We start from the raw sequence: 25,614 nt of genomic DNA on the forward strand, positions 1-25,614 counted from the left end.
GAAAATCACATCATAAAGGATTTAATTTACATGAATAAATCTCGCTACTCGGAATTGGACTGGCTCAGAGTCTTATTAATTTTTGCGGTATTTTTGCATCATGTGTTTATGCCATTTAACGGAGATGGCTGGCACGTTATGAACCGTGAATCCAGCAAGGCCCTCGATGATATCATGGTGTACTTTGAACAAGTCAGACTGCACACCTTATTCTTCATAGCGGGAGCAGGATCGGTATTACTGCTTAATAAAGTATCAGCAGGCACCTTCCTGACCACCAAGCTGCATCGCTTACTTATCCCGCTCATCTTCGCAATGATGATTGTCGTGCCACCCCAGAATTACTTCGAAAACATCACTGAATATCACAGTTTAGCGGACGCATATCGTAGCCTAATGTTTGCTTTTAATGCTAATCACCTGTGGTTTATTGAGTTTCTGTTTGTTTTTATGTTACTGGCTGTGCCGGTTAATTTGGCGCTCGGTGCATCATCTGGCCGCACGCTACTTAGCGTACTGGAACGCATCACGGCACATAAACATGGCCTGATGTTGCTGGGGTTAGTTATCATTGGGGTGCGGCTGTGCCTTAAAACCGTTATGCCCTCACAAGACCCAAGCTTATTCAACCTGTCAGTCTCACTGTTCTTCTTGCTGTTTTTTCTGGCCGGTATGTGCTTTATAAAAAGTCCCGGGATTTGGCTCGCTCTGGAACATAACCGCGCCACTAATTTTAAGTGGTTGCTCTTTAGCTCAGTCACATTCTATGTCTGGTACTACAGACCTGACATTAGCGACTATACGTCGGTAGAAATGCGCTGGCATCTCTGGTGGCTGATCAGTGCACTCGTTTCCTGGTCAGGCTTATTAACCCTCGTCGGCTATGCCAGTGCATGGTGCAAAAAAACGCCCAACTGGCTGCGTCGGACTAATGAATTGATTTATCCCTTTTATATTGTGCATCAAACCGTGATTGTTGCGCTCGCTTTTTATATTGTGCAGTGGGACGCGGGTATTGCCGTCAAATCATTAAGCCTGTTGTTTTCGTCGCTCATCATTTGCGCTGCGATTTGTTATTTTGTCATCAGGCCATTTCACCTCACGCGTTACCTGTTTGGCCTGAAAACGACGCAATCAAAGGTCCCTGAAAGCGCGAGATTGTCTGAGGAAAAGTAACTTTGACCTGTGCAGATGCGTGCCGGATACAAACCTGGACTTGAATTGTGGCACGCATGACTAATCGACTCTGGGCTATCACTTCTTTTACTCAGATAGCCCCAACTCGCCTATTTATGGTGGGCCAACTACACTACAAGAGTTCACCTTCGACAGAACTCTGCCCGGAATAACATGATCTATCGTCTTTTAATCACGATTTTGCTTGTGCTCGTTACCCCTTTAGTGATGGGAACACCCAATTTTAAAGTGGTTTATTATGACGGCTTCCCACCTTATTCCTATAAAAACGAGGCAGGCCAGATGACAGGTATTCTGGTCGACATTGTCACTGAAGTCATTGAAAAGCAAATGGGCCTGAATGTAGTGCATAAAGGCTACCCCTAGGGCAGAGCCCAAAGAATGGTGTTCAACGGACAGGCAGATGCTTTTATCTCTGTGCCCACCGATGCGCGACTCCAGCATGTCAGTATCTCTGATACGCCGGTATTTGTCGGGCCCATCAACCTCTTCACCTACCGTCATCACCCTGACCTGGACGTTCTGATGCGTGTATCGGACACTGAAGGCCTGCGCGCTTTTCAGATCCTCGACTATATAGGTAATGGCTGGGGAGAAGCCAATCTGCCGCAAAATCAATATACCCGTAGTCTGACACCCAATATCTCGAATGCACTGCAGATGCTGGCAAAGAAAAGAGGCGATGTGGTGGTAACCGACAAAGTGGTTGCGCGGTATTTTATCGCAAAGCACCAATTACAGGATGCCATCATTGAAATACCCACAACCCTCGACATTGTCTCTTTCTCACTGTGTATTTCTAATCAATCACCCCATCTCGGCATACTGGCGGCCTTTTCAAAAAAGATAACCCAGTTTCGCCAGCAAGGGGGGGAGCAAAGCGTTTTGGAGAAATACCGCTAGGCACGGGCCCGATTAAATGCCCGGGCGATGACATCTCTCCTCATTCGCAACTACCCTGTCATGCCAACAGCTGAGTTAGCGATAACATTCCCCGCCCAAAGTCCTCGTTCAGATTGTTACACAGTAAAGACATCTCAAAAGTGCCACTCTAACACGATCACAATCCCGCCCCCCTCTCCCGGACTCCATACACCACCCCAAAAAACGGGCTTTTTCTTTGCCCTGAGGGGTCTGAACTAGCACTTGCAACGAGAAGCTTCACCAAGCCAAAATTTTTTAATCATGTAACCATATGAATTTAAATGAAAAAGAAATTTAAATGTAAAAAAACGAGAAAAAAACAAATATCTTTACACAAAGATACTTGACGGTATCAGAAATAACCTATATCTTTAACTCAAGATTCTTTAAACAAACTTAACTTTAAACAATTAGGAGATATACCATGAATAACATCACTAACATCATCCAAGTAGCTGGCATCATTGACCGTGAAGAAGCAGAACTGTGTCTGGCAGAAGGCATTGAATGGTTGGGTTTCCCACTACGTCTGCCATCTGGTAAAGACGACATCACTGAAGGTGACGCAATCAGCATCATCAAAGATCTCAGTGAACCTCAGGCAGGCGTTCTTATCAGCTACATGGTAGACGCAGACGAAGTAAGCGGTTTCTGTTCAGAGCTGGGTGTAAAAGCTGTACAGCTACATGGCGACATCAGCGTTGCTGAAATGAAAAAACTACGCGCACTTCGCCCTGACCTCTACATCCTGAAGAGCCTGGTTGTTAAGGAAGATAATGCTGATGAGCTGCTGACGCTGGTTGATGAAGTGGCCGAATACGTAGACATGTTCATCACAGATACCTTTGACCCTAAAACTGGTGCCAAAGGTGCAACGGGCCTGACGCATAACTGGGACGTGAGTGCTGAGCTGGTTCGCCGTTCGCCTAAGCCTCTGATGATGGCTGGTGGCCTGAACCCAGACAACGTGGCAGATGCAATCCGCAAAGTTAAACCAGCTGCCATTGACGCGCACACAGGCCTGGAAGGCGCAAACGGTCGTAAAGACCGCGCTAAAGTCCAGAAGTTTATCAGTGAAGCACAAAAAGCCTTCGCAGAAATCAATGCTTAATCATCATATCTGAGTCAGGTGCCCTACAAGCGCACCTGACTCTCATCACTAAGGAGAGATACCATGCTTGCAACTAACCTAAGGTCACTATCCAGACCCGACTATAACACTGCAAACGTTATTGAACTGGAGCAAACGGATCGACTGCACTATTTGCATACTAAGGTGCGCGATAAAACAGCCAACAAACGTCAGTTTACCTTTTACGCCGATCAGATCATTCGTCTGTTATTGGAAAAAAGCCTGGAAAGACTGAACTTTGAAGGACTGAATGTCACTACGCCGGTTGGCGAAACTTATGAGGGCAAACAATTTGCGAAGCCTCTGTGCGGTGTATCTGTGGTACGTGCAGGCGAAAGTATGGAAAACGAATTACGTCGCTTGGATCTCAATATTCCAATTGGGAAAATTCTCATCCAACGTGACCCAACAACCAAATTACCAAAACTCTATTATTCCAAACTGCCGGACAACGTTGAAAAGTTCCACGTGCTTCTTTTCGAACCAATGCTGGCAACGGGTGGCTCGGCCATTTGTGCCCTGGACGTGATGACCAAGGCCGGTGTTAAACCAGAAAACATCACCTTCGTAAACCTACTGTGCTCACCAGAAGGATTGCAAAAAGTCACCGCTCAATTCCCGGACGTCACCATAGTGACCTCATCTATCGAGCAGCGACTGAACGAACATGCCTTTATGATCCCCGGTATCGGAGATTTCGGCGACCGCTACTTTGGCACTACAGACCTGGGGGCTGTATGAGCAACAAGCAGCTAATTTTTTGGATGGTGGTTGCGATGATCGCACCCACCATCTGGGGTAGCACCTATATTGTTACCACTGAACTTTTACCAGCAGACAAGCCACTGATTGCGTCCGTTTTACGGGCGCTACCAGCAGGCATCCTGCTGGTGTTACTGGGCCGTAAGCTACCACAAGGTGTGTGGTGGATGCGCTCAATCATTCTTGGTTTGCTCAACATCGGTGGCTTCTTTTACTGCTTATTTGTCGCCGCTTACTTATTACCAGGTGGTGTCGCAGCGTTAGTCATGTCATGCCAGCCAATCATTGTAATGTTACTTGGCGCACTGCTGCTAAAGAACAAGTTAAAAGCGCGTCAATTCGTCGCCTGCCTGATAGGTGCTTTGGGTGTGTCTTTACTGGTACTTGAGCCCAATATGGAATTGCCAACCGCTGGCGTATTAGCAGGACTTGCAGGGGCCATGTCCATGGCAACAGGCATTGTACTGACCAAAAGATGGGGTAAACCCGAAGGTGTGTCTTTATACACATTCACCGGCTGGCAACTGGTTGTCGGCGGCCTGTTTTTGCTACCAATAGGGCTAGTTCAGGAAGGCTTCCCGACCGAGTTAACGCTCAACAATGTTATCGGCTACACCTATCTGAGCCTGATAGGCGCATTGGTTGCTTATGTACTGTGGTTCAAGGCGATTGAAAAGCTACCTGTGGTCACCGTGTCTTTCATCTCATTCGCCAGCCCATTATCGGCAACACTACTGGGTTACTTCATACTCGGCGAAGTACTGACATTCAGCCAAATACTGGGGGCCGGTGTCATCGTGGTGGCGATAGCCGTGTCGCAGCAACAGCTGTTTAACCGAACACTTGCGAGTCCATCAACGGATAAGTCGCTTTCTAAGGCGTAACAAAGACTTTTAAATAATTAAGGATATTGCAATGAACACTTTATTTGACGCAACTCAATACGGCAGCATCAAAGCAAACAACCGTTTCGTTATGGCACCGATGAGCCGTAACCGTGCCACAGAGCTTGGCCTGGCAACCCCTTTGATGGCGACCTACTACAGCCAGCGGGCAACCGCCGGACTCATTGTCACTGAAGGGATACAACCCAACCAGGTTGGTCAGGGCTACATGAATTCACCGGGTCTACACACCAATGAACAGGCACAAAGCTGGTTGCAAGTCACCGACGCGGTGCACGAAAAAGGAGGCAAAATCGTTGCCCAGTTTATGCACTGTGGTCGCATTGGCCACCCCAGTCTGTATCCCAGTGCACACCAATCTGTTGCGCCCTCAGCGGTCACGGCAAATGGCCAGACATTTACCCCAGATGGCATGCAAGATTTTGCACCACCAAGAGCACTGAGCTATGAAGAGATCCAGGCGACCATTGCTGACTATGCGCAGGCTGCTAAGTACGCCATACTCGGCGGGTTTGACGGCGTTGAGATCCACGCGGGCAACGGGTTTTTACCGCATCAGTTTTTAGCCAACAACACCAATCTGCGCGACGATGAATACGGCGGCAGCATAGAGAACCGCATCCGCTTTACCCTTGAAGTCATTGCCGCCGTTGCCAATGCCATCGGCGCGGATAAAGTTGGCCTTCGTATCTCGCCACATAACCAGTTCAATGACATCAATGAAACCGACACCTTGCCTTTATATCAGGCACTGATTAAAGCATTACCAACGAATCTGGCATACCTGCATATCATGGAAGCGGCGTGCCGTGAAACCAGTCAGCAGATCCGTGCACTGTGGCAAGGTCCTTTGATCCTTAACCCACATCAGTCATGGGAAGACGGCCCGGCAACGCCTGCTATCGCCACTCAGGTACTGGAACAAGACCTGTGTGATGGCGTAGGCATTGGTGCCCTGTTTGTGGCTAACCCGGACCTGGTAGAAAGAGCCAAAGTGGGTGCTGAATATAACGAAGTGGATGACAGTAAGTTTTATGGTGGCGGGGCCGAAGGCTATACCGACTACCCGACACTTGAGGGGGCAGAATTGACCGCCTGAGTCTATTTTATGGTCTGACTCTCCTTTACTGACCGCAAGGGTGATTTATCACCCTTTTTTGTTTTGCCACTTGATAACAACAGCATTGCGGGAAGTCCTTGCTACAAGCCAATATAGGCCAATACTTCGTCTTGTTTTTCAAAATTCATAATCGACTGACTATGCTTGACTCTATCACCGACTAAAACAAAGTTAACACCAAGTGCTTTACACGCGTTCAAATCCCAGCTTCCATCACCGAAATAGGTAAATGATAAACGCGCCTCCTTAACGGCCCTTTTTTCAGCAATTTTCATTATCTCGATTCTTGAGTAATGATCATTTGCAGAAGCAATGGGAATGTCTGAAATATCAATGCCAGCAGACGCCAACTTTAAGAGAGCGCTTTCATACCATCCACCCGTTGCAAGCGAAATTGAAACATTGTCGAGCTCCTTTAAACGGGCGATAAATGCAGCAGCCCCCGCTATTTCACTAACTGGTGTTTTTGCAATTCGGGTTTGTATTTTCGATAAGAAAACACGCTTGATTTGCTCATGCGCACTTTGAGTATTTTCAATGTTATTTTCTTGAAAAAACTGATTGAGGATCCCAGTGTCCGTTACATGTGTGTAGCGAGACCAGTTTGTATCAATCTGATATCCAGTCACTGCCATGACGGCTTCGGCAAAACACTCAGAATCAAAATCATAGGATTCGATAAGCGTGCCATCAATATCAAACATGACGTGATTCACTGTGGAGGTTCCTTCTGTGTGTAACGCACATATACGTGGAGCAAAATGCTTGAATTAAATGTGTAAAGTAGCGAATCAAGCCAGGTAATTTGGTTCTGCACATGACGGGCTTGTCAGCTTTTTACAGCACCTTTAGGTTGTGCTTTTAACACGATAAAAAGCACACACTAGTTAGCCAATATAAACAAAGGCCAACTGTCATTCCTTCTGCTTCAATGACTGGTTTGGCATTTCATCTTTAAAAACAATTTTTTCTATAAGGCTTGTTTTTATTTTTTCGACTTGGCCGCTTGATTTATCTATGTACATTATCCAATCTTTGGTTTCTTGTATTAAGTAAGAGTCGTACACTTTTTCTTTGGTTTTGATGGATACAAATTCAAGCTTTGCGCCCCCTAAAGCAACGGGTATTTTAGGGTAAATATACTTAGTGTAATAGCTTGCAATTGTCCATAAAACAAAGAACACGCCAACTATACTGAATGCCGCTTGATATAATTTATCATATCTTTCTTTTATGTCAGGATCAGTACAGCGTAATTCAATTCCCAACCCCTTATCATTCTGACTCATGGCAATCGCCACATAGCCAAAAAAGAAGTATGTGGTTGCTTTCAAGACCCCCGAAAACTCAGGAATATTCCAAGCAATCACTAGCGTAACGATAAGCATGGGTATTGATAACGCTCTTGAGAGAAAAGAAAGTGTCTTTTTAAGACGGCTTTCATTGTCGCCTGGCATTAAAGTAATATCTAATATCGTACAAGCGAAGACAGCATGAGCTATTAGAGAGGCTAGAACCCCGATTAGAATAAGTGAGTCCTTTGCATCTCGACCAACCTCAAACAGCTCTTTTCCATACAAGATTGCGTAAATAACATAAGGGAGAGAAATAACTCTCAGAGACCAGGGTAAAGCCTTATCAATGGTGAGGCTTTTACTTACATTAGATAAGTTAACCTTAATTCCAGTGTATACAATACAGATAACGGAAAAAACTACTGCTCCAAATCCAGAGAGTATGTATTTAGCTTGAACTAACTGAAATTCATAACTTCCAAAGCTTGATAAATATGAATTATGAACAATGAATCCAACAACATATAAAATGGCTGGTATCTTTATCCAATGTTTTTCTATAATATCCAAAACCCAATCCTTGTGTGCTATTTCACGTCCCTATCGATGACGAAAAATGCAGAAGCCTAGCTATTAACGCCATCAACTATTGACATATGATATCACATTACTGTTGACTAAATTCTATCATGTCAAGAGTTAAGATATGACTTGGTGAACACGCCTTACCCTCACCACTTACAAAAACATAACCAAGTGTTTTTTGAGCTGTATATGCTGTAAGCAAAGATGAAATTAACGCTGTATTATCATTATTGACTTTGGCATGCATACGATAATGATAACCACCCTCACATGCATCTAATGCCGGAGAAAAACGAACATAAGTAACGTTGTTAGTTACCCGTAAACTCTGAACCTTAATTGGCCCTGATTGATAAACCTGCGCATTGGATACGCTACAAAATAAGAAAAGAAAACACCCGATGATTAATTTTTTCATAAATATTCCTTTGTTTAATGTTCGGTATATACCGATGAATTAGTAGGATTGCTGGTTTGGCTCTGTTTCTAAGCCTTAGCACCGCCCACTAAGGGTGCTTACCCAAAATGGGAGCGACAAAATACCACTAGGAGCACTCGCCTTCAAGCCTACTGCTCACTATAGAAACGAGCCTTACTGGAAATATCGATGAAATATCCATCATGAGGTTTTTGCGGGGAGGATTTTGTGAGAACATGCACTAAGTGAATGTACTGAGTGTACCAGTGTTCCGAGGACATCCATCTTAAAACATCCGATAAGCTAACCTGCCTCTTGCTCTACGTCAGCAACAATTGCTCCCCCTCTGATCCATTGAACTAGAGCTGAAGATAAACGACGTATCATCTGTGCACAAATTATGAATAGGGTGTCTTCGAAAAGCAGTACCGATAAAATTTGCCCGACCGCAGCGCTTTGTTAGCCAGTGCTTGTTAAATCAATGTTTGATGAAAAAGCTCTGGCTACTTCAGCTCTATCACTATATGCGCTCAATAAAGTATAAATGGCAGTTACCATAGAATAATTCACGACCCTGTCATCATGCGATAGCAAGTAACCCGCAACCTTTTGGGGAGTAAAATCAATGAATATCAATTCATTTATCTCCCACGAATCATATGCTTTAGCAGTTGTGTTGTAGTCATGAATATGTGCTGATATGTATTTATCTCCATAATCTCTAAGGTCGACATACCCTATTAGATTCCATTCATGAAAGTCGCAATTAAATACACAAGAGACGACTTTGATTGATGACAATTCATTCGGTTCTAAATTTATTCCAAACTCTTCTGATAGAGCTCTAGAAGCTGCCTTTGAGGTATCTAGCTTACTATTTGAAATGTCATCAATAGTCATTCCTTCTACCGCACCGCATACTATACGGCTTTCATTGACAGCAGTTCCTTTTCCTCTTTCAACAAAAATCAACTTGTTATCACCCGTAATAATCCCAATCAAAATACCGAAGCTATTGCTAAAAAATGGCTCCATTGTATGACTAGGTTCGTTGATTATTCTTTCAATATCTCGATTATCCAGATTACGAAATACAGATGTTGCTGCACGCTGATGTACATAACCTGAAGATTGGCAGATGCTTATCTGAATTTGCTTCTTTTCACTAACAGGAGAACGTCCAACAGAAATTTTTGACAGTGCTATCTTTGGTGTTCCCTCAAAAATTTCACCTCTATTCTTCTTTTCGTTCCAGTATTTGAGCTGCTTTTCAAATTCAGCCCTATATTGATTCGGGCAATCAGGCACAGAATTTAATAGCTTGGTAATCAAAAAATCTTTCGAATACCCCTGGATAGAATAATCCAATACATAAATACTTGCTTTCGCCCTTCCGAATGAGAAGAGCTTTCCTTCTTGGCTACCTCTAAGTTCTTCGGAGTGCGCAATAAGACTCTTTAATTTCTTATTATCGATTTGGGATTTTCTGTACTCTTTGACCTTCTCAGAAATGTATACACCAACTGTATATTTAAATAAGTATGGTAAGCCACCAATTACCAAAGCGGTTGAAAAGCTCCATAGAGGATGGTTCGAAATTAAATTTACTAATTCTATGAAAAAGTCCATAACTACTCTTGAGCTCCTATGACTTGTAACTAGTGCTTAACATAAGAGGAAAGCAAACCGCTCGCCCATACTTGCCGCATGCATCAGAATGGCATTCTAATAAAGGTGAACATCGCGAGTACATCCATTTAAAAATATCTGATAAGCTTATCTGACTTTTCCTTATCCTCGCCACAATCTGTCCCAAAAACCCCTTAAGAATCGGCTGAAAACAGACGACGAATCATCTGCTCACGAGCTTTGAAATGGGTGTCTTCGAAAATTTCACTGGCATAGCTTTTTGCGTTAGGAGCTTGTCATGTTTCACTTAGATACCACTATGTGAAACGACTAAAATTACAAAAGCCACACTAAAAATGCAGACCAAAACGACAGATTTGATTAGCGACATTATGTGATTTTTCCAACCTCTTAACTTAAAAGAGCGACGCCAAATTAAAGTTATTGAAACCAAACCAACGACAAATGCTGCGTAAACAAAATAACGACCAATAGAAAAGTAGATATTAGCGGTTTCAGGTGTGAAAAGTAGCATCGTGCCCACTGAACACAATGTAAGACACAACATTCCAAAAAGTTTATCTAATCTATCTTCTGCCATTGAACTCTAGTAAAGCATAGAGCTTTGTTAAAGGGCAATTACCAGTGAGCTCACGAGCGAACTTGAGCAACTTGTCATACACAGTCCCACTCCGTAAACTTTCGGTTTAAGATTTGTGCTTTAGTTAACTTAGAATTGCTGTTAGGCACCAATACTTCGCGTGCACCAGCGCCAAATGCAGCCTCTCTAAACGCCCTGATTTCTAAGCTAATGTATCCCCCTTCAACTGACTCTAACAAGTGAACGATAGCTGTATGCTCTTGCCATAAGAAACGTCGAGGAGTTAATTCTTTTGCAATACTTCTGAAGCAGTCCTCTATTTCCATAAAATTACCCATTAATGTTTTTGGGTGATTTAAGGCACTACAAAGTTTACTTATTGATTTGTCTTCCTCAACAAAAGTTGCGGTCACTTGACCTCTTGTGACTTGATAATATAAATGACGCTTAATCCAGAACACGAAATCTCCCTTAGGTGTATAACCCTTGCTAACGGGCGATAACGCGATACCACCCAACTTTAAATTTGTGCCCTAAACACTGAGGCCGATTTGAATGAAAAGACCAGGCATTAGGAGTCCCTGTTATGCGATTTGTTATGTTTTATCTTGTCTCCATACCTTGATTGACTCTGTTACTAAGCCAAGCAAGCCTTGTTCTTTAATGTTTCTAGGGTGATTGTACTCAGCTGTGCCGGCAATTGCTTCAGCTAAGCTTTCTATAAATATAACGCCGTGAGCACAGTAATTAGCTTTTTCGCTAGCGTTTAATTGAACAACCGCTGAGAAACTAAAAAAGCCGCTATGACAATAAACATCTATTTAGTATTCGTCCTCGTGCTTTAGCAGAAACCACTCAGAAGGTTTAATTTCAATAACTTCCATTTTATGCCTCCAAGAAAACGCTGTGCTCTGCGGCCAATTTGGAGCGAAGCGGAAAATTTGTCCGCCAGCAGCACCTTGTTAGCTGGTAAGTTTGCTCATAACTTCAAAAATTTCCGCTTCTTGGGGATCTAACTTTTTGAGCTTTTGACGAAGGTTGTAAGATTTTTCCTCTTCGCCGATATCAGAATAGATGCGTATCGCTGACTTTAAGTGATCTGTATCTGAATAATTACCAATTTCTAGCGCATTAGTTAGGCATTCCAGAGATTCTTCAACTTTATCAAGCTTATAGAGAGTAAGGGCATGATTATGCAAATATGAAGGGTCGTTAGGAGACAGTTTTATAGCTTTATCTTCCCAACTAATAGCTCGCGATAGCTCTTGAGCATGATATGCAACCATGCCAATTTGGTTACATGAATGCGCTTTGGCCACGTCATCAAGGTCGTCGTCATCGAGGATGGCAGGAAGTAACTCTTGGCATACCGGATACCCTTCAATCTCTCGATCATTTCTAATATAAAATTGACAGATAGATGCAAATAGGGCCGTCTTACCGGATTCGTCAATCTCGTCATATCGCTCCCTAAATGTTTCCAGAAGAACACCAAGCGCCTTCTCACTCCCAGATAAGCTTGCCATTCCACCAAGAGCTACGATCTTATCAATGTCGCCATTTTTTGCTGACTCAAGCACCACAAGGTTTTCAAGAGCTTGAAGATCGCCGGAGGCGATAATTTTTGCAAGATCCTCACCAGGAGAACCCGTCATTGTTTCGAGTAGATTTTTCTTTGGTTCAGTAATTTCCACTTCTTTATCTTTAACTGAATGCTTTATAGAAGACGTTTGGATTGGATTGTTGTTTGTATAAATAGAGGGAGTAGAACCTATTACGATGTCTTCCTGCATAATTTTATTTATTTCTTCAAATGAACTTGAAGTTTCTCCTAATTCATTTTTCCATGTATTCATATGACCTTGCAATCCAAGGCGTAACTGCTCTAAGCCATGCTTTATTCCCCACAAAGTAGTATGGAAGTTGGTGTTCTCTTTGTTTTCATATTGCTTTTGCATTACTTCTAGAGAAAGTTGCTTTACGGCATAGTACGTGCTCCTAAGATGACCAATTGCCGACTCCGCAATATTTGCTCTGGCCTTCTGTTCCTCATTGATGAAAGCTTCACGCTCCGCATTTGTCGTGAAATGCTTTGTTACAAGAAAGGTTAAAAAGTTTGTTACCAGTCCTGCAAGTATCGCTATGGCAATATCTTTTTCGTCCATAATTATTTCCTCCTTAAAGGATTAGTGGCAAGCTAACAGTGTATTAGCGTGAATGCCGGTTAAACCCCGTCCACAAAGCTCAACCAACTCACTGCAAAATTAATTTATTCATTTTAATAACAATAACCTACCACCATGACCCCTTGTCTTCAAGTCTATGGCCGTCTGTAGAAAACGAGACTTGGTATTAGCGAGACTTATGGTCTCGTTATGTAAAACGACTAGTGCTATAAATTTCATGTACTTAAAAATAGTTGCGGCATAAACGAGACTTGAGAATTCGGAGAAAGCGAGAATTACGACTGATAAAATGCGCTCCAGTACTTATACCTGTATAAATAAACAGAACATATGAATTCTCAAAAGGGCTTTATGTACGCGCACCAAAACCAGTGGCTGGCCTCTAGGTTGTTCTGATAGGTAGCCAATAAGCTAATCAAACTTTTCCTTGCCGTCGGCATAATCAGCCATGCTCAAACCCATTGAGTGTAGGCTGAAGATAAACGACGTTTCATGTGCACACGAATTTTGGGTGGTTGTACTCGAACAAATGTCTCTTCTCATCAGTCTACTTCCATGTAGTGTTTAAGCAGATCCCGGCTCGCACGCGTCCGGGATGACGAAGTGGATTATCGGTTTTGCCTGAAACGAGCCGAGCAGCGTGGTATGCAGCAGGCTTTGCCTGGGCACTCAACGTAACACAACAAAACTAATGGCTTGCTTATGGTTGTTATAAAGGCACCCAGCTAAAAAATAAGAAACGCTATAATTTGCAAAGACATATACCTGCAAAAAAATGCTTCAACGACCTAAACACCAAACCGCCTTCCTGGTTGATTAACCACCTTAGTAATACTCTTCACACCGCCAGTCTCATCTTTGAGCCTAGTCCCAAATTAAATCCCAAATATGGGACTGAATAATCCATGAAAAACAAAAACATTTAAATATCAATCACTTAAAAATTGGCACAATGCCTGCTCTGTTACTCTCAAATTGTTCTTATTCGACCAGGAGTGAAAATGGACATTGCAGTAACGACAAAAAAGACAAGATCTCCGCGGACCTTAGTCATAGCACTTATCGCGCTAGTGGCGGTGGCTTTTGGTACCTACCAAGTGTGGCAGTACTCTCGTGCGGAACTTACACTCAAAGCCAACTCATTGATCATTAATCAGGTCAAAAGAGGTAGTTTCACGGTAACCGTGCGTGGTAATGGCGTGCTGGTTCCTGAAAATGTGCAATGGCTGTCGGCCAGTGGCGATGCCAAAGTAGAGGCACTGCTTTACAAGCCAGGACAAGAGGTACGCCAGGGCGACGAGATTGTGCGCTTAACTAATCCGCGTTTAGAGCAACAGCTGGCTGAGGCCAAGTGGGAGTTCTCTGCGCTGGAAGCCGAGCACCAGGCCAGTGATTTAGCTGAGCAAGCCGCGATTGCACAACAACGCGCCGATATGCTCAATGCCCGAATGGCAGTTGACGGTGCTGAACACGAATATCAGGCGCACCTTGAGTTAATTGAAACCGGCGCTGTCTCAAAACTGGACTTTCAGCGCGCCAAAATTGCACTTGAACAGGCGCGCCAAATACTGGCATCCAGAAAAGAGCAAATGGCTGAATCGGCTAAAAGCTTAAAAGCGCAGCAACATGCCCGCTTTGCCAGGCTCAACCAGCTAAAAAATCGGGTGTCGCGCATTCAAACGCAAGTGGATGAGCTGAGTGTCCGCGCATCCATTGATAGCATTATTTTAGCGCTACCCGTTGAAGTTGGTCAGCATGTCAGTATGGGCAGCAACATTGCCAAGCTGGCCGACCAGGGGGCGCTCATCGCTGAGCTGCAAGTCCCTGAGCTGCAAATTCAGCAAATCGAGGTGGGCCAGAAGGTCACCATTGATACCCAAAACAACCAGGTTTTGGGCCAGATCACACGTATCGACCCTGAAGTTGTGCAAGGCAATGTGCAGGTCGATGTTGCCTTTAGCGAGCCATTACCGAGCGATGCGCGGCCTGCGCTTAGCGTAGATGGTGAAATCACCATCGCAGAGCTTGATAACACCCTGTACGTATCACGCCCCTTATTTACCCAAAGTCAGACCCAATCCAGTATTTACAAACTCAGCTCAGATGGTTTAATGGCCACGCGTACAGCCGTGCAACTCGGGTTGGGCTCTGTCAACTATGTACAAATTATTCAAGGACTTGAAGAGGGTGATCAGATAGTCACTTCTGATCCAAGCCGCTTCGAAAGTTATAACCAATTTAGAATCAACTAGGAAACCGCCATGACTCAGCCTGTATTAGCATTAAAAAATCTCAGTAAAGTCTTTTTCTCTGACGACCTGGAAACCCATGCACTTAACGATGTATCACTGCAAGTGCACCAACAAGAATATATTGCCATTTCCGGGCCATCTGGTTCTGGCAAGTCGACCCTGTTATCCCTGTTAGGTCTGTTGGATACACCAACCTCAGGGAGTTACCAGCTGGCAGGACATGAAGTGGGGAATATCAGCAAAACGGAACGCGCCCAAATACGCAACAATCAAATTGGATTTATTTTTCAGTCTTTTAATTTGATCAGTGATTTAGATGTGATGGAAAACGTCGAGCTCCCCCTGACCTACCGTAAAGATTTAAGTAAGTCGCAGGTTAAGCAGATGGCGGCTGACGCGTTAGCCAAGGTCAATATGAGCCACCGTACTAATCATTACCCATCGCAGCTATCAGGTGGTCAGCAGCAACGTGTTGCCATAGCCCGCGCCATCGCCGGTTCGCCCAGCTTAATTCTGGCGGACGAACCTACCGGCAACCTGGACTCTAAAAATGCCCACGATGTACTGGCGCTGCTTGATACCCTTCATCAAGAAGGAGCTACCATTTGTATGGTAACGCACGACCCGCGCTCCGCCGAACGGGCACAACGCAAAATTGAAGTACTTGATGGCAGGATCATTGCCGATCACAAAACCCACGCTGCACAGCCTGAGCTTGCAGACGTCGTGCACAGTTAAGGGGAAAGATGATGAGTATTCGCAGCGATATCAAATATGCCCTGCGCCTGCTGGCAAAAAAGCCCAGCTTTAGCGCACTCACCGTGTTTGTGATGGCAACAGGTCTTGGCTTGAGTGTTTACCTGTTCTCATTTATGAATACGATGCTATTTAAGCCTTTACCCTTTGAAGACGGTGAGCACTTGATTGAGCTCACCACCTCAACCAATGGCCAGCGTAATTTTGGTGACTTTAATATTCATGATTTTGCCGAGGTCGAAGCGCAGTTATCCGGAGCCAGTGAGTTTAGCGCCTATCGTAGCGCCGTTGTTAATATTGCCGGGCGTGACGGCGCACGCAGATACCAAAGCGCAGATGCGCGTGCCAATTTGTTTGAACTCACCCGCACCGCCCCGTTGTTAGGCAGAACATTTACAGCAGAAGAAGACAAGGTGGGCGCGCAGAATGTGGTGGTACTGGGTTACGATATCTGGCAAAACCATTTTGGTGCAGATCAGGAGATCCTGTCACGCAGTGTCGATATTAACGGCCAGCCTTATCTTATCATTGGCGTGATGCCAGAGGGCTATTACTACCCACGCCGGGCTCAGCTTTGGCGGCCTCTGCGCGATAATCCGCAGCAAGTCTCGCGAGATCAAAACGCGCAGGTAACAGGATTAGCACTGAGAAAACCAGGCGTATCAATTGAACAACTCGACAACGAGCTGACGCTGATCATGCAGCGCCTGGAGCAACGTTATCCAAAAACCAATTCGGGCCTGAGCGCGTATGCACTCACCATGCACCAGTCTACCGCGGATGGCGGCATGTCGGTGGTTTATGTTATGCATACTGCTGCAATCCTTATCTTAGTTTTGGCGTCCGTCAATGTGGGCAACTTGTTGTTGTCACGCGCCGTTGAACGCTCTCAGGAAACAGCCATTCGTGTTGCACTGGGCGCACCAACTGGACGGTTACTGAGTCAGCTGTTATGGGAAAGCCTGTTGATCTGTGGTTTGGGTGGTTTAATTGGACTGTTGCTCGTTGGCTGGGGGTTAGAAATCACACAAACAGTTACCAATCAGTTCTTTACCGACAGACCGCCATTTTGGTGGGACTTTGGCATAGACGCATACACCCTGAAAGTCTTTTTTAGTTTTCTGGTGGGTACCATTTTTGTCACTGGCTTTTTGCCCGCATGGCGAAATATCAACGGCGACTTTAATGCGGTTCTGCGCGATGGCACGCGCGGTGCGCTGGGCAAAAGCGCAGGTAAACTCAACAAAGCGCTGGTAATTGGCGAGGTATTTTTATCTATCACCATTTTAATTGTTGCTGCTGTGATGATCTCTGCAAGCTATAAGGCCACTTATGCAGATTATGGTGTTAATACCCAGGATAAACTGGTCGGGCAAATTACCCTGCCCGCTGAGCAATATCAGACGGATGAACAAAGACGCCAGTTTGTACAAACGCTTAAAGCGCAGTTAGACGCCCAAAGTGGGTTTAGCAGCAACATGCTCACATCAGCGTTACCGGGTTTTGGGGATAAACGCCCCGCTGTTGCGGTAGCCGGTCAGGAATATGGTCAGCAAGGTTTATCCAGCTACCCAAGAGCCAACCAGATAGCCGTAGTCCCGGGTGCATTGCAACACTTAGAGGCAAAGTTACTCGAAGGCCGCTTTTTTAGCGACTCAGACAACACCGAGGATAAACGCACTGTGATTGTCACAGACAGTTTTGTACAGCAGTACATGAATTCGGAGCAACCGGTTGGGCAACGCGTGCAGTTTATTAATGAAGATGGCAGCAAAGGGCCGTGGTTTACGATTGTTGGTGTTGTTAAACATGTCGTACAAACCATGCCTAACAGAGATAAAACAGTGAGGACTCCGTCCGTCTATCTGCCTTTTGCACAATCGCCGCGCGCCTCTGTTTTCATCAGTGTGCAACTGCAAAGCGACACACAGAGTGCTAAAACCGCACTAACCCGGGTGGTAAATCAGATTGATCCGCAACTGCCTGTATTCAATATCGCCACTTTGGATGATCGCCTCACGCAACGTGTTGCACCACTGAGATTTGTTGGAGGCGTATTTGTGCTGTTTGGTTTAGCTTCGCTGTTACTGGCTGCCAGCGGCATTTACGGGGTAATGGCCAACACCATTTCGCAGCGCACTCAGGAGATTGGGGTAAAACGCGCGCTGGGCGCCAGCGAAAATCGTATCACCGTTGAGTTTTTGCTATCAGGCACCACGCAGTTGCTGCTCGGGGCAGTGCCCGGACTGGCAATCGGCTTAGCACTGGGATACACCATGTCGGTGCCCATTGGCGTTGAGTTCTTCGATGTCGCAGTAACTGCGGTCGTGCTCACTGGCGTACTTAGCCTAGTGGTATTGCTGGCAACCTACCTGCCTACGCAACGCGCACTCAGCAATGAACCAGCGCACGCGCTGCATAACCACTAATACACCCGCAACTAAGCGCAGCTTTTTTATATATTCGCTGCGCTTTTGTTGTACACTGAGTTCACTTAAGCGGTTGATAACAAACATTTATGAACGACCCAATTTTAATTCTTGATGACGATGAAGGCATAAGACATGCATTGAGCCTGCTATTGCTAGAAGAAGGCTACGCCAGTTTACAGGCCAGCTCGCCAGATCAGGCAACACAACTGCTCAAGCAGCATACCGTTAGCTTACTGATCACGGATTTAAACTTTACTCAGGATACCACCTCCGCCCAGGAAGGGCTGGCATTGATAGAGCAAATTAGAGCGGACGATGAACATTTGCCAATCATTGCCATTACCGGTTGGGGGAGTATTGAGATTGCAGTTAAGGCGATGCAACTGGGTGCCAACGACTTTGTTCAAAAGCCATGGGAAAACGAGCGGTTATTGACGATCATTCGCACCCAGCTACAGCTTGCAAAAGCCCATAAACGCACCCAAAAGTTAGCCGTTCACAATCAGCTGCTACAAAATGAACTGGGTGTGGTATCGGGGCTGATAGCCCATTCCGAGCCCATCAAACACGTCCTGTCGACTTTATCTCAGGTGGCCAAAAGCGATGTCAGTGTGCTGCTGACAGGAGAAAATGGCACAGGAAAAAGCCTATTTGCGCGGTATTTACATGATTTATCGCCCCGAAAAGACGAGCAGCTGATCAGCGTAAATATGGGCGCAGTCAGCGAAAACTTATTCGAAAGCGAGATGTTTGGCCATGTTAAAGGCGCTTTTACCGATGCCAAGTCGCACCGCATTGGCCGCTTTGAGTTGGCCGATGAGGGCTCGCTGTTTTTAGATGAAATTGCCAATACCCCCTACTCTCAACAAGCCAAGCTTCTGCGCGTACTCGAAGAAAGGCAGTTTGAAAAAGTCGGTGCCAGTAAAACACAGTCAGTCAATATTCGTTTGATTACCGCCACCAATGCCAACCTGGATGACGCCGTGCATCAAGGTAGTTTTCGAAAAGATCTGCTATATCGCATCAATACCGTACAAGTACATATTCCACCCTTGCGAGAACGCCAGGCCGATATTCTGCCGTTAGCGCAGCACTTTTTACGGCGCTCAATTGATAAATACGCGGCACAAGGGCGCGTTTTAACGCCACAAGCACAAAGTGCCTTGCAAGCGTATCACTGGCCCGGTAATGTCAGAGAGCTCGCTCACCTGATGGAGCGGGCACACATTCTGGCGCCCACCGAGCAAATTGATGTGACGCACCTCAATTTATCTTCTGAGCAGCCGCGCCAGAGCGCGCCGAGCAGTGAGGGCACAGAGCAAGAGCCACTGATGACCCTGGCTGAACTGGAGCAAAAAGCCCTAGAACGCCGTATGTCGCATTTTCAGGGGGATGCCGTTGCCGCTGCGCACTCCTTAGGGCTGAGCCGCAGTACCTTTTACCGACGTTTAAATAAAACAGGTAAATAACACTTATGCCTAAGTCAGCGTCATACGAATCTCAGCTTTGCTATTTGTACCTTGCCAGTGCTGTACCTTTGCTCTTTTTACTCATTGTCACCATGTTGCTCACCGACATATCGGTGTGGCTGGTGGCGCTGTGTGCTTTGCTGGGTGTGATAGTGCTGACCTGGAGTACCTTATATATCAAACAAAAAGTGGTGTACCAGCTGCGAACCCAAACCAATTTGGTAGAGGCCCTAGCACAAGGTGACTACACACTCAGAGCACACACAGGCGCCCATGAAAATGAATTAACGCCACTGTTTAATGCCATCAACCGACTTGCCGAGCGTTTGAGTGCACAGCGCTGGCAATCAGCGGAATCTCAGCAACTGGTGCAAACCGTACTTGAGCATATCGATGTGGCGATTTTAGCCATAGACGACAAGCAGACCATTGCGTTGTCTAACCCAGCTGCACAAACCCTGTTCGCACTGGACGACACCCGTACAAAACAGACTCTGCCCAAGGCACTAGCCGTAGTCAGTCAACTGGAGTCCGGGCAAAGCCAGGTAATTGAACTGCCAGTGGCATTGCAAACCAAACGCTACAATGTGCATGCAGAACAATACTTAAGTGAAGGCAAAGCATTTAAATTGCTGTTTATTACCGATGTGCATTCATTATTGCGCAGCGAAGAGCGACACGCCTGGCAAAGGCTGATCAGAGTGATGAGCCATGAGATAAACAACTCACTCTCTCCGATCACCTCTATTTCGCAAACCTTAGCTAAAATCGTCAACAAGCGCTGTGAGCCAGACATCCAGGCGCCACTCATCGAAAACCTAAACTTTATTCAGCATCGCGCCGGCGAGCTCAGTAAATTCATCGAAAGCTATAATCAACTGGCCCGACTGCCTGAGCCAGAGCGCAAAACCTGCTCACTACACTCGCTTATCGCTAATTGCCAGAAGCTCTTTCCACAGTGTGAATTCATTCTGCTCAATGCACATGACCTGTCGCTCTGTGTCGATCCGGTGCAATTTGAGCAGCTGTTTATCAACCTCTTTAAAAACGCCTGCGATGCCGCAGAGCAAGCCAATGTAGACTGCCAGATAGAGATTGACTGGCAGCTTATCAATCAGCAAGTGCGCATTACCATTTGCGACAATGGCATTGGCATAAAAAACACCGACAACTTATTCGTGCCCTTTTACAGCACTAAGCAACAAGGCTCAGGTATTGGCCTGGTACTTTGCCAGCAAATCATTGAAGCTCATCAGGGACGTTTGTCTTTACACAATCGCCAGACGCAGCAAGGGTGCTGCGCAGCACTGGCGCTGGAGCAGTTATAGTGGACTGGTGTTAGTGAAGTCGAGAGCAATCGTCATTTGTGGCGTTGTTCAGGCTAATAAACCTCAAGGTATCTTTTATACCAACCCTACTACGCCTCGCTCAACCGGCGCAGATTAGCAAGCTAAGTAACGACGAAAGAACGCAAATCGGCTTTGCGTCCTTTGTGGTTTCAGCTTTTGTTAGGCTTTATCTCCTACTAGCATAGAAACAAAATCATAGCTTGGTTATTTATTGATGCATCTTTAAATGTTTCACGAACTTCGTTGTAATTATCTGCGATATAATCGAGCAGCTCTTCCCCTTCATCCCAGATTTGAGGATAAATATCATTCTTTTTCAATCCTTTTGGGTCAAACTTAGACCTGAAAGATTTTTCGTCAATCTCTTCTAGCGCTACAGCCACAGCCCTTACTTCAGAAGGCGAAAGGGAGCGCGCAGGACCATAGCCAACATCTTCATCACTGATGGGAGTACCACCGAGAACAACATTAAAATATGGCTCCAAACCTTCCCATTCGCTTCCGTTCAAAATGAAATGAATAGCGTGCCATGCTTTATCTATATCGATAATATCGTCTTCTTTTGTTTCGTAAATAAACTCTGAGAGTGACTCAGGGTTCTCTTTCAGTAAATTAAGTTCTTCCTCAGAAACTGGAAGATAATTTCCAATCATTGACATTGATTTGTACTCTCCGTGAGCCCAGCGCCCTAATAATGGGCTAAAAAAGCTAGGCTATACTTGTGAGCAACGCGAATCAAGCCTAGCTTTTTTAGTCCGCGTTGATTAGTTTGTTAGGTGTTTTCATTGTTAAAGTTTAAGTAGCATTTTGGGGCATACCCCCAAACTCTTACAAAAGTATTATTAAATTCGAATTCGACACCTACGTTTTTAATAAACTCTAATATCTCATTTTTTAAGTTAGTTACAACAGTATGTCTACTACCGTTTACAATGTGAAAATCTACTTTCTCATAGCAAATATCAAACCACTCCACACCTAAAAATGGAAAAGGAAGATGATAAGTCCAGTCATTTTCCCATTGTGATATCTGCCCGTTAATCCATTTAGAACGGTTGGCGACAAACCATTGGTTGTCTCTAAACGCGGTTAGGATTTCATTCCATTTAGTGTTATTGCACAACCCCACCAACTGCTTTTGGTGTATTTGATTTAGCAACTTTAATTTATCTATTTCTTGAGGGCAAGATTCTGCCATTGGCAGTAAGCTCATAGAAACACCTAACAGTATATTAGTGAGAATGCCGGCTTAAGCCTATTCACAACATATTTACAAGTCACTACTAAGACAAAAATAGCAGCAAAAGCAAATAGCAGACACCCTTTCCAAAACTTGTCTGCCACCTATAACAAACACAGACAACGCTGGGTGTCTATGCTTTCATTATGTTTTCATTTTGCTATTCATTGTTTGGCAGTAGCTTAGCGTTAACCATTTTTAAGTAAGGCCCAACGCCGTCGTTCCAGTTTAAACCAAATGCTCCAGGAGGGTGACCTGCAATGAATAGTCTGATTGTAGTCGTTCCCTCATCAAAACTGTCTACTACCAAATCTGCACAAGGAAGGATAGCTTCTTCTCCGTGATACATTTTTTCAACCAAGTAATTAGTTGTCTCTTCCCAGCCTTCTGCTAGCGTTCCAGAGAGTGAGATTAGTCTAATATTTTCTGTTGGTAACTGCTTTCCAATCTGAATACTCGCTTTATCTATGGCTTCTCTAAGCGAGCCTCTTGTGATTATTGAAAACTCCATTTCAGTCATAGATTACCCCTGAGAACCTAACGTCCGCATATGCGGACCGAAATGCTTGGCTATAATTGGTAAGGTACTAACCAAGCCAAGCTTTTTAATTCCGCTCATAATGCGCTTGTTATGTTTCAAATAAACAAACTAACAAGTTAATTTGTCATGTGGTGATGAATAAACAGAACAGCCCATAACAATATTGCACTACAGATAAAGATGAATAAACCTTTAAGGCTAAAGTTACTAATTCTATGTTTGCAAACGGGACACACAAAATATGACTTGTTCATTGCCACTTTAACTTCAAGGGGCACAATATCCGCTTTGCATTTTTTACACTGAGCCATTTAAATTTGCATACCCTGATAAAAGCTGTGAGAAAAGCTGTGAGGACATCCACAGGTAACAATTTACGCGAACATCCACTTTGAAGCTGTCATCTTCTACATACCAATTCAGGTACCACAAATAGCAGACACCCATTCCAAAACTTGTCTGTCATACTGCACCCGTCTATGCTTTTAACCTGCTCCAAGGATAAGGACGAAGCAAATGCCAGCGGCACGGAAAAGCCAGGTCAGCTTAGTTGACACAAAATACTACCATTGTATCTCTCGCTGCGTAAGAAGGGCCTTTTTATGCGGTAAGGACCCGTTAACAGGACAGTCTTATGAACATCGCCGCGAGTGGGTTGAAGAAAAACTACTTCTGCTGGCACGCATTTTCTGCATTGATATTTGCGCTTACGCTGTGATGAGCAATCATACTCACATCGTTTTACATGTAGATGATAAAAAAGCTAACCGGTTAAATAGCAAAGCTATCGTTATCCGATGGCATAAACTATTTAAAGGGAACTGGCTAACGCGAAAATTCATTGAAGGTAACGAACTTAATCCATCCGAGCGTATGATGCTAGATGATATTATCAATAAATATCGCGAAAGACTGGCGAGTATCAGCTGGTTTATGCGGGTGCTTAACGAAGATATTGCCCGCCGGGCAAACAAAGAAGATGGCTGCAAAGGCCGATTCTGGGAAGGCAGGTTTAAGTCCCAGGCATTGCTCGATGAAGCCGCACTGGGTGCCTGTATGGCCTATGTTGATCTCAACCCTATCCGGGCCAAAATGGCCTGCACGCCCGAAACATCTGAGTTCACCAGCATCAAAAAACGCCTTGAACACGGCAAACAACCAAAGAGCCTTTTGCGCTTTGCTGGTAACCCAAGACAGAACATGCCCAAAGGATTACCCTTTGAGCTTAAATACTACATTGAACTGGTTGAACTCACTGGTCGGCGCATTCGTGCAGACAAGAGAGGCCACATCAGCGATGCTCAGCCCATTCTCGCTCGACTGCAAATAGAGCCCGAAAACTGGCTAAAACTCACCACACAATTTACAAAAGTATTCCACGGTGCAGCCGGCAGGCGTCATGCTCTTACTGAGTACTGTGCACATCTGCAAAAAAGACGGCGTCCTAACCTCGCTAACTGTGAGCAATTGTTGAGATAGAATAGCCCACTATCTGAAGTACAAATGATAACTGCCGCACTCTGGCAGTGCTTAACCGTGCCACAAAATACTAAATAGCTACTATTTCAACTGAAATTGCCCACCCATGAGAGCCGTCTCTCGTAATTTCACGCTCGCTTATTGGACAAAGCTACCACATTCATTAGTTGAGGACCTATAACAAACACAGATAACGTTGGGTGTCTGTGTTTTCTGGGTGTCTGTGTTTTCTCCCTTAGTTGAGGACCTATAACAAACACAGATAACGCTGGGTGTCTGTGTTTTCTCCCTTATAACAAACACAGATAACGCTGGGTGTCTGTGTTTTCTCCCAGTTGTCTGTGTTTTCCCAGAGGTCGGTTACAGCGCCTCGTTATAATATTTGCCAACCCCAGCCACGACTACGACAATTGATAAAATCAGGTATGGAAGCCATAGTTTGTACCCACCTAATATGCCCATAGATTTATCGTTTTCTAGAACATGATTTAATTTGAAGGAATTATAGCTTCCAGCATTAATCGCACTCTCGATTTGTCTAGAGCGCTCAATCGCTGAAGAGAAAGTATGCCAGTGATGACGACCTACAATATAAAACCCAAAAACAATGGTTAAGCCACATGCTATGTATAGAAAATAAGGTATATTAACCGAATTGTGGAATAGACCTAATGTTAGAGCTGTAATGAAACCGGCAGCCCAACTAAAAACTTTAAAACAAAATTGCTCTTGAGTAATAATTATATCCTGAACAATCTTAATTTCTTCTATTGGATCTAATTCTTTTGGATCTAATTCTTTTGGTTCTTCTTCCATATAATCGATTTACCTAGATTTTATAACGCCCTTGTTAATGAACTGAATTTTATTGGCTAAAATTAGCGAAACGCCAACTGAGCTTTGCCCCTATCTAATATTTTGTTAGTTTCATTTACTCATAAATTTTCCCGCAATATAAGAATACTGCAAACTGTTTCCATTTATTTGTCCTTAGTTCTGAATCTTGATGGATTCCAAAATCGGAATCTTCCGCCCAAGCTACAGCCGCTTCTAAGAACCCGCTGATAGAATTATTAGCCCAATCTTCAGTGAAGCTAACTTCATCTTTTGATTTTCCTTCATGAGGTTCGCGATCTGCAATTAGTGATTTTACGAAAAGCAGAAAGCTCTCTTCATCCTTTACTTCATCTAGTATTTCGTGAGGTTCTCTCATATCTTTGATCAGCACTTAACACCTTACTCAGAGGAATCCCCAGATAATCATTCTTAAAATCAATGTGATGGACACGCACGGCATTGTTTGATCTAATTTATTTCGCCAAAAACTAACCAGATAACAACA

At 44.6% G+C, this 25,614-nt stretch carries 25 protein-coding genes; 13 read left to right on the top strand and 12 right to left on the bottom strand.

What is annotated here, in order from left to right; translation table 11 throughout:
• Positions 1 to 30 precede the first annotated feature (30 nt).
• The 7 genes from MHN31_RS17770 to MHN31_RS17795 all read left to right on the top strand — a co-directional run bounded on the left by MHN31_RS17770 (position 31) and on the right by MHN31_RS17795 (position 6,019).
• Positions 31 to 1,176 (top strand): acyltransferase, encoded by a 1,146-nt coding sequence (locus tag MHN31_RS17770; RefSeq protein ID WP_239444940.1) that lies wholly within the window; start codon positions 31 to 33, stop codon positions 1,174 to 1,176.
• A gap of 174 nt (positions 1,177 to 1,350) precedes the next feature.
• Positions 1,351 to 1,563: a transporter substrate-binding domain-containing protein gene (locus MHN31_RS24405; protein WP_343224704.1), complete on the top strand. Its 213-nt coding sequence runs from the start codon at positions 1,351 to 1,353 to the stop codon at positions 1,561 to 1,563.
• A 15-nt stretch (positions 1,564 to 1,578) separates the two neighbouring features.
• Positions 1,579 to 2,100, top strand: coding sequence for a transporter substrate-binding domain-containing protein (locus MHN31_RS17775; RefSeq protein WP_343224705.1), 522 nt, complete (start codon positions 1,579 to 1,581; stop codon positions 2,098 to 2,100).
• A gap of 445 nt (positions 2,101 to 2,545) precedes the next feature.
• On the top strand, positions 2,546 to 3,232 hold the full coding sequence (locus MHN31_RS17780) for a phosphoribosylanthranilate isomerase (protein WP_228553552.1): 687 nt from the start codon (positions 2,546 to 2,548) through the stop codon (positions 3,230 to 3,232).
• A 63-nt stretch (positions 3,233 to 3,295) separates the two neighbouring features.
• Positions 3,296 to 3,994 carry a uracil phosphoribosyltransferase gene (upp, locus tag MHN31_RS17785; protein ID WP_125562046.1) on the top strand — a complete coding sequence of 233 codons (699 nt, stop codon included), beginning with the start codon at positions 3,296 to 3,298 and terminating at the stop codon, positions 3,992 to 3,994.
• Positions 3,991 to 4,899: an EamA family transporter gene (locus tag MHN31_RS17790; RefSeq protein ID WP_125562048.1), complete on the top strand. Its 909-nt coding sequence runs from the start codon at positions 3,991 to 3,993 to the stop codon at positions 4,897 to 4,899. The genes upp and MHN31_RS17790 overlap by 4 nt, the downstream gene beginning before the upstream one ends.
• A 31-nt stretch (positions 4,900 to 4,930) precedes the next feature.
• Entirely contained in the window at positions 4,931 to 6,019 is a 1,089-nt protein-coding gene (locus MHN31_RS17795; RefSeq protein WP_239444941.1) for an alkene reductase, read from the top strand.
• A 101-nt stretch (positions 6,020 to 6,120) separates the two neighbouring features.
• On the opposite strand, the gene MHN31_RS17800 is transcribed toward MHN31_RS17795, so the two are convergent.
• The 7 genes from MHN31_RS17800 to MHN31_RS17830 form a co-directional block, all read right to left on the bottom strand.
• The gene (locus MHN31_RS17800; protein WP_239444942.1) at positions 6,121 to 6,744 is read right to left on the bottom strand and encodes an HAD hydrolase-like protein; all 624 of its coding nucleotides are present in this window, start codon (positions 6,742 to 6,744) and stop codon (positions 6,121 to 6,123) included.
• A gap of 210 nt (positions 6,745 to 6,954) precedes the next feature.
• Complete coding sequence (locus MHN31_RS17805; RefSeq protein WP_239444943.1) at positions 6,955 to 7,905, bottom strand: hypothetical protein; 951 nt, start codon at positions 7,903 to 7,905, stop codon at positions 6,955 to 6,957.
• Between the two features lie 97 nt (positions 7,906 to 8,002).
• Positions 8,003 to 8,338 carry a hypothetical protein gene (locus tag MHN31_RS17810; protein WP_239444944.1) on the bottom strand — a complete coding sequence of 112 codons (336 nt, stop codon included), beginning with the start codon at positions 8,336 to 8,338 and terminating at the stop codon, positions 8,003 to 8,005.
• A gap of 459 nt (positions 8,339 to 8,797) precedes the next feature.
• Entirely contained in the window at positions 8,798 to 9,967 is a 1,170-nt protein-coding gene (locus MHN31_RS17815) for a hypothetical protein (protein ID WP_239444945.1), read from the bottom strand.
• Between the two features lie 307 nt (positions 9,968 to 10,274).
• A complete protein-coding gene (locus MHN31_RS17820) occupies positions 10,275 to 10,568 on the bottom strand; it encodes a hypothetical protein (protein WP_239444946.1) in 294 nt (97 codons plus the stop codon).
• Between the two features lie 74 nt (positions 10,569 to 10,642).
• On the bottom strand, positions 10,643 to 11,029 hold the full coding sequence (locus tag MHN31_RS17825; protein WP_239444947.1) for a hypothetical protein: 387 nt from the start codon (positions 11,027 to 11,029) through the stop codon (positions 10,643 to 10,645).
• 501 nt (positions 11,030 to 11,530) lie between these two features.
• Positions 11,531 to 12,733 carry a hypothetical protein gene (locus tag MHN31_RS17830; RefSeq protein ID WP_239444948.1) on the bottom strand — a complete coding sequence of 401 codons (1,203 nt, stop codon included), beginning with the start codon at positions 12,731 to 12,733 and terminating at the stop codon, positions 11,531 to 11,533.
• 1,022 nt (positions 12,734 to 13,755) lie between these two features.
• Here MHN31_RS17830 and MHN31_RS17835 point away from each other — a divergent pair.
• The 5 genes from MHN31_RS17835 to MHN31_RS17855 all read left to right on the top strand — a co-directional run bounded on the left by MHN31_RS17835 (position 13,756) and on the right by MHN31_RS17855 (position 20,991).
• Entirely contained in the window at positions 13,756 to 15,006 is a 1,251-nt protein-coding gene (locus MHN31_RS17835) for an HlyD family efflux transporter periplasmic adaptor subunit (RefSeq protein ID WP_239444949.1), read from the top strand.
• A gap of 9 nt (positions 15,007 to 15,015) precedes the next feature.
• The gene (locus MHN31_RS17840) at positions 15,016 to 15,744 is read left to right on the top strand and encodes an ABC transporter ATP-binding protein (protein ID WP_239444950.1); all 729 of its coding nucleotides are present in this window, start codon (positions 15,016 to 15,018) and stop codon (positions 15,742 to 15,744) included.
• Positions 15,745 to 15,752: 8 nt separating this feature from the next.
• Positions 15,753 to 18,191: an ADOP family duplicated permease gene (locus tag MHN31_RS17845; RefSeq protein WP_239444951.1), complete on the top strand. Its 2,439-nt coding sequence runs from the start codon at positions 15,753 to 15,755 to the stop codon at positions 18,189 to 18,191.
• Between the two features lie 89 nt (positions 18,192 to 18,280).
• Positions 18,281 to 19,663: a sigma-54 dependent transcriptional regulator gene (locus tag MHN31_RS17850; RefSeq protein WP_239444952.1), complete on the top strand. Its 1,383-nt coding sequence runs from the start codon at positions 18,281 to 18,283 to the stop codon at positions 19,661 to 19,663.
• 5 nt (positions 19,664 to 19,668) lie between these two features.
• Positions 19,669 to 20,991 carry an ATP-binding protein gene (locus MHN31_RS17855; RefSeq protein WP_194868877.1) on the top strand — a complete coding sequence of 441 codons (1,323 nt, stop codon included), beginning with the start codon at positions 19,669 to 19,671 and terminating at the stop codon, positions 20,989 to 20,991.
• A 197-nt stretch (positions 20,992 to 21,188) separates the two neighbouring features.
• Here MHN31_RS17855 and MHN31_RS17860 read toward each other — a convergent pair whose 3' ends face one another.
• The 3 genes from MHN31_RS17860 to MHN31_RS17870 form a co-directional block, all read right to left on the bottom strand.
• Positions 21,189 to 21,671 (bottom strand): YfbM family protein, encoded by a 483-nt coding sequence (locus MHN31_RS17860; RefSeq protein ID WP_125562066.1) that lies wholly within the window; start codon positions 21,669 to 21,671, stop codon positions 21,189 to 21,191.
• A gap of 113 nt (positions 21,672 to 21,784) precedes the next feature.
• Positions 21,785 to 22,225 (bottom strand): DUF6678 family protein, encoded by a 441-nt coding sequence (locus tag MHN31_RS17865; RefSeq protein ID WP_239444953.1) that lies wholly within the window; start codon positions 22,223 to 22,225, stop codon positions 21,785 to 21,787.
• A gap of 187 nt (positions 22,226 to 22,412) precedes the next feature.
• Entirely contained in the window at positions 22,413 to 22,772 is a 360-nt protein-coding gene (locus tag MHN31_RS17870) for a hypothetical protein (protein WP_194868875.1), read from the bottom strand.
• Positions 22,773 to 23,309: 537 nt separating this feature from the next.
• Here MHN31_RS17870 and MHN31_RS17875 point away from each other — a divergent pair.
• Positions 23,310 to 24,272 carry a transposase gene (locus MHN31_RS17875; protein ID WP_239444954.1) on the top strand — a complete coding sequence of 321 codons (963 nt, stop codon included), beginning with the start codon at positions 23,310 to 23,312 and terminating at the stop codon, positions 24,270 to 24,272.
• 360 nt (positions 24,273 to 24,632) lie between these two features.
• On the opposite strand, the gene MHN31_RS17880 is transcribed toward MHN31_RS17875, so the two are convergent.
• Positions 24,633 to 25,088: a hypothetical protein gene (locus tag MHN31_RS17880; protein WP_239444955.1), complete on the bottom strand. Its 456-nt coding sequence runs from the start codon at positions 25,086 to 25,088 to the stop codon at positions 24,633 to 24,635.
• Between the two features lie 115 nt (positions 25,089 to 25,203).
• On the bottom strand, positions 25,204 to 25,500 hold the full coding sequence (locus tag MHN31_RS17885) for a hypothetical protein (RefSeq protein WP_239444956.1): 297 nt from the start codon (positions 25,498 to 25,500) through the stop codon (positions 25,204 to 25,206).
• Between the last annotated feature and the right edge of the window lie 114 nt (positions 25,501 to 25,614).

Origin of the sequence: Pseudoalteromonas sp. McH1-42, from assembly GCF_022347845.1 — a bacterium.
Taxonomy (GTDB): Bacteria; Pseudomonadota; Gammaproteobacteria; order Enterobacterales; family Alteromonadaceae; genus Pseudoalteromonas; species Pseudoalteromonas rubra_D.

Excerpts from the sequence above, each read along its gene's own strand:
- MHN31_RS24405 (WP_343224704.1), top strand. The coding sequence starts at position 1,351 with ATGATCTATCGTCTTTTAATCACGATTTTGCTTGTGCTCGTTACCCCT.
- MHN31_RS17810 (WP_239444944.1), bottom strand. The coding sequence starts at position 8,338 with ATGAAAAAATTAATCATCGGGTGTTTTCTTTTCTTATTTTGTAGCGTA.
- MHN31_RS17850 (WP_239444952.1), top strand. The coding sequence starts at position 18,281 with ATGAACGACCCAATTTTAATTCTTGATGACGATGAAGGCATAAGACAT.
- MHN31_RS17860 (WP_125562066.1), bottom strand. The coding sequence starts at position 21,671 with ATGTCAATGATTGGAAATTATCTTCCAGTTTCTGAGGAAGAACTTAAT.
- MHN31_RS17840 (WP_239444950.1), top strand. The coding sequence starts at position 15,016 with ATGACTCAGCCTGTATTAGCATTAAAAAATCTCAGTAAAGTCTTTTTC.
- MHN31_RS17815 (WP_239444945.1), bottom strand. The coding sequence starts at position 9,967 with ATGGACTTTTTCATAGAATTAGTAAATTTAATTTCGAACCATCCTCTA.
- MHN31_RS17855 (WP_194868877.1), top strand. The coding sequence starts at position 19,669 with ATGCCTAAGTCAGCGTCATACGAATCTCAGCTTTGCTATTTGTACCTT.
- MHN31_RS17865 (WP_239444953.1), bottom strand. The coding sequence starts at position 22,225 with ATGAGCTTACTGCCAATGGCAGAATCTTGCCCTCAAGAAATAGATAAA.
- MHN31_RS17845 (WP_239444951.1), top strand. The coding sequence starts at position 15,753 with ATGATGAGTATTCGCAGCGATATCAAATATGCCCTGCGCCTGCTGGCA.
- upp (WP_125562046.1), top strand. The coding sequence starts at position 3,296 with ATGCTTGCAACTAACCTAAGGTCACTATCCAGACCCGACTATAACACT.
- MHN31_RS17870 (WP_194868875.1), bottom strand. The coding sequence starts at position 22,772 with ATGACTGAAATGGAGTTTTCAATAATCACAAGAGGCTCGCTTAGAGAA.
- MHN31_RS17780 (WP_228553552.1), top strand. The coding sequence starts at position 2,546 with ATGAATAACATCACTAACATCATCCAAGTAGCTGGCATCATTGACCGT.
- MHN31_RS17795 (WP_239444941.1), top strand. The coding sequence starts at position 4,931 with ATGAACACTTTATTTGACGCAACTCAATACGGCAGCATCAAAGCAAAC.
- MHN31_RS17835 (WP_239444949.1), top strand. The coding sequence starts at position 13,756 with ATGGACATTGCAGTAACGACAAAAAAGACAAGATCTCCGCGGACCTTA.
- MHN31_RS17775 (WP_343224705.1), top strand. The coding sequence starts at position 1,579 with ATGGTGTTCAACGGACAGGCAGATGCTTTTATCTCTGTGCCCACCGAT.
- MHN31_RS17770 (WP_239444940.1), top strand. The coding sequence starts at position 31 with ATGAATAAATCTCGCTACTCGGAATTGGACTGGCTCAGAGTCTTATTA.
- MHN31_RS17820 (WP_239444946.1), bottom strand. The coding sequence starts at position 10,568 with ATGGCAGAAGATAGATTAGATAAACTTTTTGGAATGTTGTGTCTTACA.
- MHN31_RS17790 (WP_125562048.1), top strand. The coding sequence starts at position 3,991 with ATGAGCAACAAGCAGCTAATTTTTTGGATGGTGGTTGCGATGATCGCA.
- MHN31_RS17875 (WP_239444954.1), top strand. The coding sequence starts at position 23,310 with ATGCCAGCGGCACGGAAAAGCCAGGTCAGCTTAGTTGACACAAAATAC.
- MHN31_RS17880 (WP_239444955.1), bottom strand. The coding sequence starts at position 25,088 with ATGGAAGAAGAACCAAAAGAATTAGATCCAAAAGAATTAGATCCAATA.
- MHN31_RS17830 (WP_239444948.1), bottom strand. The coding sequence starts at position 12,733 with ATGGACGAAAAAGATATTGCCATAGCGATACTTGCAGGACTGGTAACA.
- MHN31_RS17800 (WP_239444942.1), bottom strand. The coding sequence starts at position 6,744 with ATGTTTGATATTGATGGCACGCTTATCGAATCCTATGATTTTGATTCT.